At 68.5% G+C, this 13,319-nt stretch carries 11 protein-coding genes; 4 read left to right on the top strand and 7 right to left on the bottom strand.

Features of this window, described 5'->3' with window-relative positions:
* Positions 1-9: 9 nt before the first annotated feature.
* Entirely contained in the window at positions 10-1,110 is a 1,101-nt protein-coding gene (locus tag ACFVM3_RS25370) for a LacI family DNA-binding transcriptional regulator (protein WP_378442334.1), read from the bottom strand.
* 200 nt (positions 1,111-1,310) lie between these two features.
* Between ACFVM3_RS25370 and ACFVM3_RS25375 the strand changes: the two genes are divergently transcribed.
* From ACFVM3_RS25375 to ACFVM3_RS25385, 3 genes are read left to right on the top strand one after another with little or no spacing between them, the layout of a single operon-like run.
* Positions 1,311-2,243 (top strand): metal ABC transporter solute-binding protein, Zn/Mn family, encoded by a 933-nt coding sequence (locus ACFVM3_RS25375; RefSeq protein WP_378442336.1) that lies wholly within the window; start codon positions 1,311-1,313, stop codon positions 2,241-2,243.
* Positions 2,243-3,076, top strand: a complete 834-nt coding sequence (locus ACFVM3_RS25380; protein WP_378442338.1) for a metal ABC transporter ATP-binding protein — start codon at positions 2,243-2,245, stop codon at positions 3,074-3,076. Before ACFVM3_RS25375 ends, ACFVM3_RS25380 begins: the two co-directional genes overlap by 1 nt.
* A 4-nt stretch (positions 3,077-3,080) precedes the next feature.
* A complete protein-coding gene (locus ACFVM3_RS25385; RefSeq protein ID WP_378442340.1) occupies positions 3,081-3,959 on the top strand; it encodes a metal ABC transporter permease in 879 nt (292 codons plus the stop codon).
* Here the strand turns inward: ACFVM3_RS25385 and ACFVM3_RS25390 are convergent.
* From ACFVM3_RS25390 to ACFVM3_RS25405, 4 genes are all read right to left on the bottom strand, one after another.
* On the bottom strand, positions 3,956-5,269 hold the full coding sequence (locus ACFVM3_RS25390) for a hypothetical protein (protein WP_378442342.1): 1,314 nt from the start codon (positions 5,267-5,269) through the stop codon (positions 3,956-3,958). The genes ACFVM3_RS25385 and ACFVM3_RS25390 overlap by 4 nt on opposite strands.
* 165 nt (positions 5,270-5,434) lie before the next feature.
* Positions 5,435-6,658: a DUF445 domain-containing protein gene (locus tag ACFVM3_RS25395; RefSeq protein WP_378442343.1), complete on the bottom strand. Its 1,224-nt coding sequence runs from the start codon at positions 6,656-6,658 to the stop codon at positions 5,435-5,437.
* Between the two features lie 49 nt (positions 6,659-6,707).
* Complete coding sequence (locus tag ACFVM3_RS25400; protein ID WP_126730196.1) at positions 6,708-7,934, bottom strand: DUF445 domain-containing protein; 1,227 nt, start codon at positions 7,932-7,934, stop codon at positions 6,708-6,710.
* A gap of 50 nt (positions 7,935-7,984) precedes the next feature.
* Positions 7,985-9,214 (bottom strand): DUF445 domain-containing protein, encoded by a 1,230-nt coding sequence (locus ACFVM3_RS25405; RefSeq protein ID WP_378442344.1) that lies wholly within the window; start codon positions 9,212-9,214, stop codon positions 7,985-7,987.
* 123 nt (positions 9,215-9,337) lie between these two features.
* On the opposite strand from ACFVM3_RS25405, the gene ACFVM3_RS25410 reads away from it, so the two are divergent.
* Entirely contained in the window at positions 9,338-10,315 is a 978-nt protein-coding gene (locus ACFVM3_RS25410) for a hypothetical protein (RefSeq protein ID WP_378442346.1), read from the top strand.
* A 4-nt stretch (positions 10,316-10,319) separates the two neighbouring features.
* On the opposite strand, the gene ACFVM3_RS25415 is transcribed toward ACFVM3_RS25410, so the two are convergent.
* Both ACFVM3_RS25415 and ACFVM3_RS25420 read right to left on the bottom strand, forming a co-directional pair.
* Positions 10,320-11,759 carry an FGGY-family carbohydrate kinase gene (locus tag ACFVM3_RS25415; RefSeq protein ID WP_378442348.1) on the bottom strand — a complete coding sequence of 480 codons (1,440 nt, stop codon included), beginning with the start codon at positions 11,757-11,759 and terminating at the stop codon, positions 10,320-10,322.
* Entirely contained in the window at positions 11,756-13,090 is a 1,335-nt protein-coding gene (locus ACFVM3_RS25420; protein WP_378442350.1) for an MFS transporter, read from the bottom strand. The genes ACFVM3_RS25415 and ACFVM3_RS25420 overlap by 4 nt, the downstream gene beginning before the upstream one ends.
* Positions 13,091-13,319: the final 229 nt, after the last annotated feature.

The raw sequence follows: 13,319 nt of genomic DNA on the forward strand, positions 1-13,319 counted from the left end.
GGACGCAGATCACGGCCCGAACCAGCGTTCTTCCGCCGTTCGTGGCGGCGCCGACGTGCGGCCGACCCGCAGCTCCGTGGCCAGGGTGATCACCTTCGGCCCCACCCGGTCGGCCGAGCTGAGCAGCAGCTTGCCCGCCGCCTTGCCCTTCTCGAGCACCGGCTGGTGGACCGTGGTGAGCCCGGAGCGCTCGGCCTCGGTGATGCCGTCGAATCCGGTGACCGTCAGATCCTGCGGCACGCGCAGGCCCCGGCGCTCCGCCTCGGCGAGCGCGCCGAGGGCGAGGATGTCCGAGGTGCAGATCACGGCGGTGACCTGCGGATACGCGTCGAGCAGCTGGCGTGCGGCCGACGCGCCGTCGTCCACGGTGTGATCGAAGCGCTCGACCACCGGCACCGTCGCCCAGTCGACCCCGGCCGCCGAGAACGCGGCGGCCAGCGCCTCCAGCCGGATCCGCTGGACGTGGAAGTGCGCGGCGCTCTGCCGCTGGATGGAGACGAAGTCGTCGTTGCGCTCGCGGGCCAGCCGCATGCACAGCACGCCGATCTGCCGGTGCCCCAGGGAGATGAGGTGTTCGGCCATCGCGGTGACCGCGGCCGCGTCGTCCGGGCCGACGCGGTCGACCCCGTCCACGCGCGGCTGGTCGACGATCACGGTCGGCACCGGGCGTTCCAGCACGGCCCCGAGATGAGGGTCGTCGTCGGGTACCGAGTAGACGACGAAGCCGTCGACGCCGGCGCGGTGCACGGCCGCGACGTCCTCCCTGCCCGGGCTCGCCGGGACCAGGTGCAGGCCGACGCCCGCGTCCTCGCAGGCCAGCGCCAGCCCTTCGAGCACGCCGACGGCGGCGGGGTCGCGGAAGGCGTAGGAGAGGTTTTCGGTGAGCAAAAGACCGACAGCGCCGGCTTTGCGCGTCCGCAGTGAACGGGCCACCGGGTCCGGGCCCGGGTAGCCGAGGCGGCGTGCGGTCTCGAGGACGCGACGGCGCAGCTCAGGGGACAACTGGTCCGGTCGGTTGTAGGCGTTCGAGACGGTGGTCCTCGACACACCGAGCTCTGCGGCCAACGACGCCAGTGTCGCCTGCCTCCTGGTGCGGATAGGACGGCCCATCCGCAAACCGTAACGGTTCAGAACGTTTTGCAGAAGCATCACCCGACGTGTGGCAGGTCTCGATTCAGAGTGACCCTGGGTACAGCTCGGACCTGGGCCGGAGGCGTCGTCATCCTGATGGGGTACAGTTGAATCTGACAACGGTTTCCATTACCCGGCATTGGCGACACCTGGCCAGGGCATCCGCAGGAGTGCAGTAAATGAATTCCCGCCGTACTAAGAGTGTTTTCGCGGCCGTGTCGGCCCTGGCCGTCCTCGCGCTCGGCGCGACGGCCTGCGCGTCGAGCGACAAGGCGTCGACGGAGACCGGTTCGCCGAACGCGTCCGCCGCGAACCCGGGTGGCGGCGAGAAGATCAAGGTCGTCGCCTCGACCGACGTCTGGGGCAGTGTCGTGACCGCCGTCGGCGGCGACAAGGTCGAGGTCACCTCGATCATCCACGACCCCTCGGCCGACCCGCACTCCTACGAGACCACCGCGAGCGACGCCGTCGCCGCGAAGAACGCGAAGCTGACGCTGTCCAACGGCGGCGGCTACGACGACTTCTTCTCCAAGCTCGCCGACCAGGCCACCGGCGCGCAGAAGCTGGTCGCCGTCGACATCGCCGCGACCGGCGACGAGAACGAGCACGTCTGGTACAGCCTGCCCGGTGTCGAGAAGGTCGCCGACCAGGTCGCCGCGAAACTCGGCGAGATCCAGCCCGCCTCGAAGGACGCCTTCACCGCCAACGCGACCGCGTTCAAGGGCAAGACCCAGGAGCTCCTCAAGAAGGTCTCGGGTCTGGGCGCCTCGGGCGCGAAGGTCGTCGCGACCGAGCCCGTCGCGCACTACCTGCTCGACAGCGCGAAGGTCACCGACGCGACGCCGCCGGCCTTCGCCGAGGCCGTGGAAGCGGAGCAGGACGTGCCCGCCGCCGCGCTCAACGAGGTCAAGCAGCTGATCTCCGGCAAGCAGGTCAAGGCGCTGGTCAACAACGCGCAGACCACCACCCCGGTCACGCAGCAGGTCGTCGGCGACGCCAAGAACGCCGGTATCGCGGTCATCGACGTCACCGAAACGCTGCCCCAGGGTGTGACCGACTACATTGCATGGATGACCAAGGAAGTGGACGCGCTGGCCGGAGCACTGAAGTAGTGACCTCCGTACCTGCCGAAGCTCGCCCCGCGGTCCGTGTCCGCGGGGCGAGCCTCGCGTTCGGCCCCAGGATCCTCTGGTCCGGGCTCGACCTCGACGTCGAGCCCGGCGAGTTCCTCGCGATCCTCGGGCCGAACGGCTCCGGGAAGAGCAGTCTGCTCAAGGTGCTGCTCGGCCAGCAGGGGCTGCCCGAGGGAACGGTCGAGATCGCGGGGCGGCGCCCCGGCGGGACGAACCGGCGGATCGGCTACATCCCGCAGCAGCGCGCCCTCGATGAGGGCCTGACGATGCGCGGCGTGGACCTGGTCGGCCTCGGGCTGGACGGGCATCGGTGGGGTACCGGCCTTTTCGGGATCTCGAAGCGGCGTCAGCTGGTGGCGCGGGCGATCGAGTCCGTCGGCGCGCAGGCGTACGCGAAACAGCCGGTGGGGCGGCTTTCGGGTGGCGAGCAGCAGCGGCTCCGCGTCGCGCAGTCCCTGGTCGGCGACCCCGAAGTCCTGCTCTGTGACGAGCCGCTGCTGTCCCTCGACCTCGCGCACCAGCGCGCGGTCAGCGAGCTGATCGACGAACGGCGGCGCTCCGCCGGGACGGCCGTCCTGTTCGTCACCCACGAGATCAACCCGATCCTGTCCTATGTGGACCGGGTGCTGTACCTGGTGAACGGCCAGTTCCGGGTCGGCAAGCCGGACGAGGTGATGAACTCGGAGACGCTGTCCGAGCTGTACGGCACCCGTATCGAGGTGCTCAAGGTCGGCGGGCAGATCCACGTCGCGGGTGCGCAGAGCGCGCTGTGCGAGGACGAACCCCACCACATCGACGAACAGGCTTCTTAGCGCCGTGGACAAGATGTTCGACTTCGCCCTGACCGGCGAACTCCTCGGTCTCGACTTCGTGCAGACGGCGTTGCTCGCGGCCGCCGTCCTCGGCCTGGTCGCGGGGGTGCTCGGCCCGCTCGTGGTCATGCGGCGGATGTCGTTCGCCGTGCACGGCACCGCCGAACTGGCCTTCACCGGTGCGGCGGGCGCGCTGCTGCTGGGGGTCGGTGTCGAACTCGGCGGCCTCGCGGGTGCGGTCATCGCCGCCCTGCTGATCGGGCTCCTCGGCGGCCGCGAGTCCGAACGCGACTCCGTGATCGGCGTGATCCTCGCCTTCGGCCTCGGCATGGGTGTCCTGCTGCTGTCGTTCTACGAAGGCCGCAGCGCCAACAAGTTCGGCATCCTGGTCGGGCAGATCATCACCATCGACTCGACCAACCTGAACCTGCTCGTCGGCGCCTCGGTCGTCGTACTCGTGGTGCTCGCCGTGATCTACCGGCCGCTGCTGTTCGCCACGGTCGACCCGGCGGTCGCGACGGCGCGCGGCGTGCCGGTGCGGATGCTGTCGCTGATCTTCGCGGTGCTGGTCGGGATTTCGAGCGCGCTCGGGGTGCAGATCGTCGGCGCCCTGCTCGTGGTCTCGCTGATGGTGACCCCGGCAGCGGCGGCCGCGCGGGTCACGGCGAGCCCGTGGAAGGCGACCGTGCTGTCGATCGTGTTCGCGGAGATCGCCGCGCTCGGCGGGATCATCCTTTCGCTGGCACCGGGGAAACCCGTGAGCGCGTTCGTCACGACGATCTCGTTCGTGATCTATCTCGTCTGTCGTCTCATCGCGTGGCTGCGCGGCCGGAACTCACGGATCCGCGTCGAGCCGACGGCGGCGGCACAAGCCGTGCGCTAGCGGATCGGATGCTCGGCGAGCGCCTTCTTGACCGCTTCGAGGAAGTCGGGGGCGATGAACGCGAGCTGACCGCCGGCCACACTGCGTTCCACGGCTTCGACGACCACGACGTCCGCGTTCACGAAAGCGTCGACGGCCTCCGCCTGTGACGTCTTCTGGGTGAAGTGCGCCAGCATCGTCAGGTTCGTGAAAGCGCCGGAGAGATACCGCGAAGACGCCTTCGTGAAGGAGTCGCCGTAGATCAGCACCTTCTCGTCGACGGTCCCGATCAGCGGGCTGGCGGTGCGATACACCGGCCGGTCGATGTCGCCGTTCGACGCGCCCGCGCGCTCGACGACGCCGTCCGGGCGGAGGCTGTACACCGTGTTCGATTTCGTGCCCTGCTTGTTGATCAGTGGCGGCAGATCCGCGGAGGTTTCGTACTGGCCGACGGGAACGCTCACCCAGGTCTGCGTGACACCCGGTTTGATCGCGTTCGCGATGGCGCGCGTCATCACCAGCGCGCCCTCGTCGGCCCAGTGGGTGTCGTTCGCCGGGTAGATCGGCCGCTGCACCCGGCCCTCGGACGCCCGAAGCTCGGGCCGCAGGTCGATCGCGCGCGCGTCCTTGGTCATCCGGTGCCAGGTGGACGCTTCGGCCGAGCGCGAGCAGTCCTTGCCGGGGTAGGTGTCGGGCAGGAACTGCGGGACCATCGTCGACTTGTCCGGCGCGACGACGAGCTCGAACCGCCTCCCGGACTGTTCCACCGCGCGCCGCAGCTCGTTGATCTTCGCGATGGTCTCGCCCAGCGGCCGGGACGGATCGCATTTCGCGTCGGCGTCGTAGCCGAAGTACAGCCAGCCGTCACGGCCCTGCACGACGCGGCGGTATCCGGAGGCGGCGTTCGGCGTCGGCCCCTGGGTGGGCGCGGTCTTGGGCTGTGACGGCGACGGCGGGGCGGGGATCGGGCCCGCCTGCTGCTGCGGTGGCGGCTGGTCGAGCGGGGCGCTCTCGCCGAAGACGCCGCGGCTGATCGCGTCGGCGGCGGCGATCGCGCCCGGCCGGAACGACAGCTGGTCGATCGCCCAGGTCGGCATGTCGGTGAAGAACCCCCAGCCCCGATCGAGACCGGGGAAGCTCGCGAGCTTGTGGTTCTCGATCTCGCCGGGCCGGACGCCGAACACCCACAGCAGCGCGGGGGTGGTGAAGAACAGGAGCGCGCTGATCAGCGCGGTCAGTTGCCTGCCACCGTGACGGGGACGGTGCAACGCGTGCTCACGCGGAAGCCACGCCTCGTGGACGGCTGGCAGCTGCTGGGGTTCGGACGCCACCCCATCACCGTAATCATCCCGGATCGCGCGCGCGTGAGAACCGCCCCACCTCCGCTGTCCTGAAGGTCACCTTTGGGACGTTGAACGTCTCAAAGGTGACCTTCAGGACAGCTGGGTTCCTCGCAAGCGAGCCCACCCAAATCGCGTTTAGCGGGCTAAACGCGATCAGTGGAGCATGAGGAGGACCTGGAGTTCGCCGACCAGGAACCCGATGAGCCCGCCCACCGCGATGAGCTTCCACTCGTCCTGCCGGAACGCCGGCCTCAGCAGCCCCTCGAACTCCAGCGGCGTCAGCCCGAGCATCCGCCGCTCGACGATCTTCGCGACGTCCATCGCTTCGGTCAGGTAGCCCTCGGCGTGGCGGATCGTCGGTGGCAGTCGCTCCAGCGCCTTCCGCGCGGCCGCCTGCTTGATCTCGTTCAGCCGCTGCCCGCCGACGGCCATCGCGACCATCGGTTTCGCGACGCTCGCCTGCTCGTCGACGGCCCGCGCCACGAGCCGCTCGACCAGCGCGTACAGCCGGTCCGATCGTGGCCCGCGCAGGACGGCGTCGAGCAGGTTCGGCACGGTGAGGATCTCGTTCGCGATCATCTCGCCGTACTGGTGCGCGACGTCGGCCCGCCGTCGCTGGAACTTGCCCTGCAGGATCACCCGGCCGACCCGCACCGGCTCGCGCGGCACGAAGATCAGCTTGATCGCCAGCCAGTCGGTGAACAGCCCGATGCAGCCGCCGAAGATCGGCAGCACCCAGGGTTCCTTCGTCGCCGCCCAGACGATCGCCTGCACGATGCCGAGCCCGAAGCCGAAGTAGATCCCCGTGCGCGCGATGAACGCCATCTCCGGCCGCGACGTCTCGCGGATCAGCCGGACGAGCAGCTTCTTGTCCCTGGTGAGCCGCTGCACGGTCATATGCTGGAAGTCGAGCACCTCGTCGAGGTTCTCGGTCATCTCCGTCATGAACTCGCGCACCAGTCGCGGCGTCGACGACTGGACCTGCTTGATCAGCAGCTCCTGCGCCATCGTCGGCATGACCTCCCAGAGCCTGGGATGGTGCTTTTCGAGTGCCTCGCGAGCGACTTCGTCCACGGCCCGCAGCAGCGGCTGCTCGATCTCGCGCGTGATGATCGCCGGATCGATCCGCCGGAAGACCTCCTTGACGTCCAGCAGGTTCGACGTCAGCAGCTCGGTCGCGACCGCGGCCATCCGCCCGCCGTGTTTGGGCACCACGCCCTGCCAGCCGAGGAACGGTTTGATCCCGACGAACTCGAGCGGTTTGAACATCATCTCGATGGCGACGCGTTTGGTGACGTAGCCGATCAGCGCGGCGACGAACGGGATCGCGGCGTACAGCCACCAGTGCCGGGCGAGGTCGTCCAGGACGGCGTCCACACGACCTCCTCGCTTCGCTCAGGGAAGGGGAAACGGTAGCGGGTGGCCGTCAGTGGAGCAGCAGAAGCACCTGAAGTTCACCGACAAGGCCCCCGATCACCGCGCCGACGGCGATCAGTTTCCACTCGTCCTGCCGGAACGCCGGGCGCAGCAGCTGCTCGAATTCGAGCGGGTTCAGCCGCCGCATTCTGTCCACAATGGTGTTCCGGACGTCGAGCGCGTTGACCGCGTAGCTCTCGGCGTGGCGGATCGTCTCCGGGATCCGTGCCGCCGCCTTCGCCGCCGCCGTCTGCTTCATCTCCTGGAACCGCCTGCTCCCGACGGCCAGCGCGACGAACGGCTTCACGACGCTCGCCTGCGCGTCGATCGTCCGCTGCACCTCGCGGGTGATCATCGTGAACAGCTTGTCCGACTTCGGCCCGCTCAACACGGCTTCGAGCAGGTTGGGGATGGTGATGATCTCGCGCGCGATCATGTCGCCGTAGTCGGCGGAGACCTGGTCCTTGCGCTTCTGGAACACGCCTTGCCAGGTGTAGAAGCCGAAGAACCGCTTCGGCTCCCGCGGCAGGAAGATCATCTTCAGGGCGATCCAGTCGGTGAACCAGCCGATGCCGATACCGAACAGCGGCAGCACGATCGGCGACTTCGTCAGCGCCCACACCAGCAGCTGAACGCAGCCGAGCGAGAACCCGAACACGATCCCCGACCGCGCGATGAACCGCATCTCCGGCCGCGAGATGTCGCGGATCAGCCGGTTCAGCAAGGCCTTGTCGCGCACCAGATTCGTCACGACCATGTGCTTGAGGTCGAGCACGTCCTCGATGTTCTCCGCGATCTCGCCCATGATCTTCGTGATCGCGCGCGGCGCCTCGGCCTGCACGCGTTTGAGCAGCAACTGCTGGGCGGTGTTCGGGAGTACTTCCCAGAGTCTGGGCTGGTACTGCTCCATCACCTCGCGGGTGACGTCCTCGACGATACGCAGGAGCGGCTGCTCGATCTCCTTCGCCACCTGGGCCGGGTCGAGCCTGGCGAAGATCTCCTTCGGGTCGACGAGGTTGGTCGTCAGCATTTCGGTGGCGGTCGCGGCCATGCGCTCGGCGTTGGCGGGCAGCACCCCCTGCCAGCCGAGGAACGGCTTCACGCCGACGAATTCCACCGGTTTGAACATCATCTCGATGGCGACACGTTTGGTGACGTAGCCGATCAGCGCGGCGATGAACGGCATGCTGACGTACACCGGCCAGTGCTCGCCGAGATCGGCGATGACGGCGTCCACTTCCGAGCCCCTCCCGCGTCGCGCTTGAGGGGCAACCTAGCCGCCTGTCCTCAATGGAGGAGTAGCAGGACCTGAAGTTCACCCACGAGCCCGCCGATCACCGCGCCGACCGCGATCAGCTTCCATTCGTCCTGCTGGAAGGCGGGACGGAGGATGCCCTCGAACTCGAGCGGGGTCAGCTGCTGCATCTTCGTGACGATGGTGTTGCGGACGTCGAGCGCGTCAGTGGCGTAGCTCTCCACGTGTTTCACCGTTTCGGGGAGATACGCGATCGCCTTCTCCGCCGCGGCCTTCTTCATCTCCTGGTACTGGACCCCGCCGACGGTCAGCGCCACCAAGGGTTTCGCGATGCTCGCCTGCGCGTCGATGGTGCGCTGCACCTCGCGGGTGATCATCGCGAACAGCTTGTCCGACTTGGGCCCGGTGAGCACGGCCTCCATCACGTTCCGGACGGTGAGGACCTCGTCCGCGATCAGCGCGCCGTAGTCCTTGGCGACCGCCTGGCGGCGTTTCTGGAACATGCCCTGCCAGCTGAAGAACAGGAACCGGCGCGGCTCGCGCGGGTAGAAGATCATCTTCAGCGCCAGCCAGTCCGTGACGAAGCCGGTGACGAAACCGAAGATCGGCATGATCAACGGCTGTTTCGTCAGCGCCCACGCGACGAACTGGATCAGGCCGATGACGAAACCGAACCAGATGCCGGACCGGGCGATGAAGCGGAGCTCCGGGGTCGCGACCTCCTTGATGAGGCGGCAGGTCAGCGATTTGTCGCGGACCATCGCGTTGATCAGCATCTCGTTGACGTCGAGGACCTCGTCGATGTTCGTCGACACCTCGCGCATCAGCTTCGCTACGACCTTCGGCGCCTGCGCCCGGACCTGGTCGACCAGCATGCGCTGGGCACGGGTCGGCAGCAGTTCCCACAGTCTGGGCTGGTACTGCTCCATGACCTCGCGGGTGACGTCCTCGACGGCCTTGAGGAGCGGCTCCTCGAGTTCCTTGACCACCTCGTCGGGATCGAGCCGGGAGAAGATCTCCTGCGGGTCGACGAGGTTCTTGGTCAGCAGGTCGACGGCGGTGGTCGCCATCCGGCGCGAGTTGGCCGGGATGACCCCCTGCCAGCCGAGGAAGGGTTTGATCCCGACGAACTCGAGCGGCCGGAACATCATCTCGATCGCGACGCGTTTCGTGATGTACCCGATGAGCGCGGCGATGAAGGGCATCGTGGCGTAGACGTGCCAGTGCTCGCGGATGTCTTCGAGGATCGCCGAGATGTCCAACCGGGCCTCCTCTGCTTACGACCTGTCAACAATGCAGGATGCCATGTGATCGCCCCACCGCACGCCGAGTGCAGCCGTTTGGCGGTACTGCCCGACGGGTCCCTGCTCATTAAGGTGGCCGCCATGGTCGCTCCTGAGAAGACGGCGCCTCAGGCGCCCTCAGCGAAATCGCCCCAATTCGCGGGCTCCGTGCGTGGCTATGACAAGCGTCAGGTCGACGAGCGTCTCGCCGAGCTGGCGGCCGAAATCAAGCAGGCCTCACGCAGCCGCGACGAGGCCGTGGCGACCGCCGGTGAGCTCACCAAGGCGCTCGGCCACGCCCAGAAGGAGCTGGACGAGACGAAGGCCGCCCTCGTGCGGATGAGCGCGAGCCCGTCCGGCGCCGGTGCGATGGCCGAACGCGTCCGCATGATGATGCAGCTCGCCGAGGAGGAGATCGCCGACCTCAAGGCCGCCGCGGAAGCCGACGCCAAGGCGACGCGGGCCGAAGCGGACAAGTACGCCCACGAGACGCAGCGCGCGATCGACAAGGCGGCCAAGGACGCGCAGGCGGAACGCGAGAAGCTGCTCGCGGACGCCAAGGCCGAGATCGAGCGGCTGAACTCCGAGGCGGCGCAGAAACGCAAGGAGCTGGACCTGGAGAGCGTCCGGGCCCGCGCCGCGGCGGACAAGAAGGCCGAGGAGGCATCGGCCGCTCGTCGCGCGGAGGCGGAGAAGGCGTCCGCGGACAAGATCGCGGAAGCCGACCGGATGTCCGCGGCCAAGCGTGCCGAAGCCGAACGGATCTCGGCGGAGAAGATCGCCAAGGCGGAGAAGTCTTCGGCGGAGGACATCGCCGCGAAGCAGGAGCAGGTCGCGGAAGCCCTCGCCGACGCGAAGACCCAGCAGGCCGAAGCTCAGCAGGCGAGGAAGCTCGCGCTGGACCTCCGGTCGAAGGTCGCCGACCGGCTTTCCGCCACGGACGTCGCCGTCCAGGAGGCCATCCGGTTGCTGTCTCCCGCCCCTGACGCCGACGAGGCACCCAAGCCGGAAGCAGACAAACCGTCCGCGTCCACACCGAAGCCGGCTCCTACCAAGACCAACGGCCCACGTCCTTCCTGATCTCTCACCGCTGGGCGACGGCGAACAACTCGTCGTCGATCCAGCCCCTGGTGTGCAACTCGGTGCAGAACCGGCGGTACGACTCGGCGAGCGCGGCGCTTTCGCGCTCGTCGGGTTCGACCAGAGTTCCCTTGCCGAGCCCCGCGGACGCCTCCGTGAGCCCGCCCGGCAGGACCCCGGCAGCGGCGAGCAGCGCGGCGCCGTATCCCGTTTCGGCCTGTGGTGACACCCGCAGGCCGAGACCGGTGACGGTCGCCCGGATCCGCGTCCACAAAGGACTCTTGCTGCCGCCGCCCGCCGCCAGCAGCGGATCGGTGATCGTGACGCCGAGCCGGCGGAGGTGATCCAACGCCAGCCGCTCGAGGAAGGCGACTCCCTCCAGCCTGGCCCGGTGCAGCTCGACCTCGTCGGCTTCGCCGGACACGAAGCCTTCGGCGTCCGCGCTGGTGAACGGGAAGCGTTCGCCCTTGCGCCGCAACGGGTACGCGACGACCTTGGCCGGACCCAGCGCGGCCGCCGCCGCGTCGAGTTCGGGTAGGCGGCCCTGCCCGGCGACGGCCTCGCCGCCGGTGTTCGACGCGCCGCCGGGGAGCCACCAGCCGTCCGGATGACGGTGGCTGTACATCGCCCCCGTCGGATCCGGGACCAGTTCTTCGGTGACTCCCTTGAGCACATAGGTCGTGCCGAGGATCCCGACGAAACTCCCGGGGGTGACCGCCCCGGCCGCGAGCTGGCCCGCGCAGCCGTCGGTCATCCCGGCCACGACCGGGCAGCCTGCCGGGAGCCCGGCGACCGGACGGGCCACCTCGCCCAGCACGGTGGCCGGTGCGACCACCGAGGGGAGCAGGCTCTCCGGTATGCCCAAGGCATCGACCACCTCGCCCGGCCATTCGAGGGCGAGCGGGTCGTAGCCGCTCTTCAGCGCGTGCGACCAGTCGGCCGCCACCGGCCCGCCGGTGAGCTGCGCGGCGATCAGATCGGGCGTGTGCCGGACCCCGGCGACGCCGGGGACGTGCCCGGCCAGCCAGGCGATGCGGCCGAGCGCGGCCGTGGCGGACACGCCGAATCCGAGCCGCCGCCAGCGTTCCGCGCCGAGTTCGGTGGCCTTGCGGTTGAGCTCCGCGCCACGCCGGTCGTCGTACATCAGCGCGGGCGTGACCGGCTCGCCCGAGGCATCGACCCCGACGATCGTCCCCGACGTCGCGGCGACGGCCACCGCGGCGACCTCGCCGCCCCTGCCCGGCAGCTCGCCGGTGACCTTCGCCAGCACCGTCTTCACCGCGGGCCACCAGGACCGGGCGTCCTGCTCGCTGTGCCCGCGGCCGTCGCGGACCGGTGTGGGCAGCGGCGCGGCGGCCGAAGCGAGAACGGTGCCGCCGCGTACCGCGAGGGCTCGAACCCCCGCGGTGGCGACGTCGATGCCGATCGTGACGGGTTCGTTCACGTGGTGACGACCTTCTCTCCGACTTCTTGCAGACTCTTGTCCTCTTCGATCGCCTTCGCCGTCTCATCGGGCAACTTCAGGTAGCGCACCATGACCGCCGCGACCAGATACAGCACGGCGAAGACGATCACCACCCCGGCCGCGCCCAGCGGGCCGAGGAACAGGCTGACGATCGCCGGCCCGACGAACGCCGCCGCACCCGCGCCGAGGTTCAGCAGCGCCATCGCGCCGCCCTTGTTCTCCGGGGCGAGAGAGGGGAGCAGCGCCGAGATCGGCACGAATCCGGCGAGCGTGGCGCCGTACAGCGCGCCGACGAGCAGGGCGAGCCAGTAGTACTCGGCGCCCATGGCGATCGGGACGAAGTACAGCAACAGGATCGAGATCGCGCAGCCGATCGCGCCGAACCAGAAGATCGTGGTGCGCCAGCCGATCCGGTCGCTCAGGACGCCGAAGATCAGGTTGAAGAAGATGTTCGTGCCGTAGATGACCGAGACCAGGAGTAGCCAGCGGCTCTCCCCGAACCCGATGTCCTCGATGAAGATCGTCGGGAAGAACACCAGCATCCCGAACTCGGGCGCCGTGTTGATGACACGGACGAGCATCCCGACGCCGACGCGGGGTTTCTTCCACGCGATCGACACGCTGGACACCAGGCTCTGCACCGGTTTCACGTCCGGCGGCGCGAGCCGCGTGTACCCGGTTCGCTGCCGGACTCCGAAGATCGCCAGCACTCCGCCGAGCGCCAGCAGCACCACAGACAGCCAGAGCGTGCCGTACTGGCCCAGCACCGGGTTCGTGAAGCTCGCGACCAGCGCGCCCAGCGTCGGCAACCCGCCGGTGAACGCGAAGTAGAACCAGCCCACGGCCGCGCCGAGCCTGGCGACCGGCGCCACCGCGGTGATCCAGACCAGGAAACCGAACGCGAACATCGGATAGCCGAAGCCGCGGAGACCGTAGAACACCAACATCAACGGGTAGTTCTCGCCCGACACCGCGACCGCGAGGAACAGCACGTCGAACACCAGCCAGATGGCCAGGCCGATCATCATCACACGCCGCGGCCCCCACAGGTCCGACAGCGCGCCCGACAACCACGACGCCAGCATCACGGCGACGCCGTACACGGTGATGACGTACGAGGCCTTGATCTCGGTGCCCGCGCCGTTGTCCGCCATGAACGGCGCGATGAAGCCCGACTCGACTCCGTCGCCGATCATGAACAGCAGCAGCCCGGCGTAGCCGAGGAACAGCGGGGCGGGCAGGCCCCAACGGTTCAGCAGGCGGGCGAACCCGCTCCCGGATCGCGATAACGGCGGTGTTACCTGGTTCATGCACGCCTCCATGACGTCGTGTTCAGCGTATCATGGATCGTGTTAACTTAACTTTCAAGATGTTACATCGGTGGATTTTCGTGTTAGCCTCGCGCGCCCGGGCGGGTTGGGGTGGGGGGCCTTCCCGTCCATCCAGTCACGCGTGTCGTCCGCCGGATCACGCGAAACGCCGGCATCGGTACAGGGGGTCGTGAGTGTTTTGGGTCGTTAGAACGACCCGAAACACTCA

The sequence above is a fragment of the Amycolatopsis sp. NPDC057786 genome, assembly GCF_042797905.1.
Lineage (GTDB): Bacteria > Actinomycetota > Actinomycetes > Mycobacteriales > Pseudonocardiaceae > Amycolatopsis.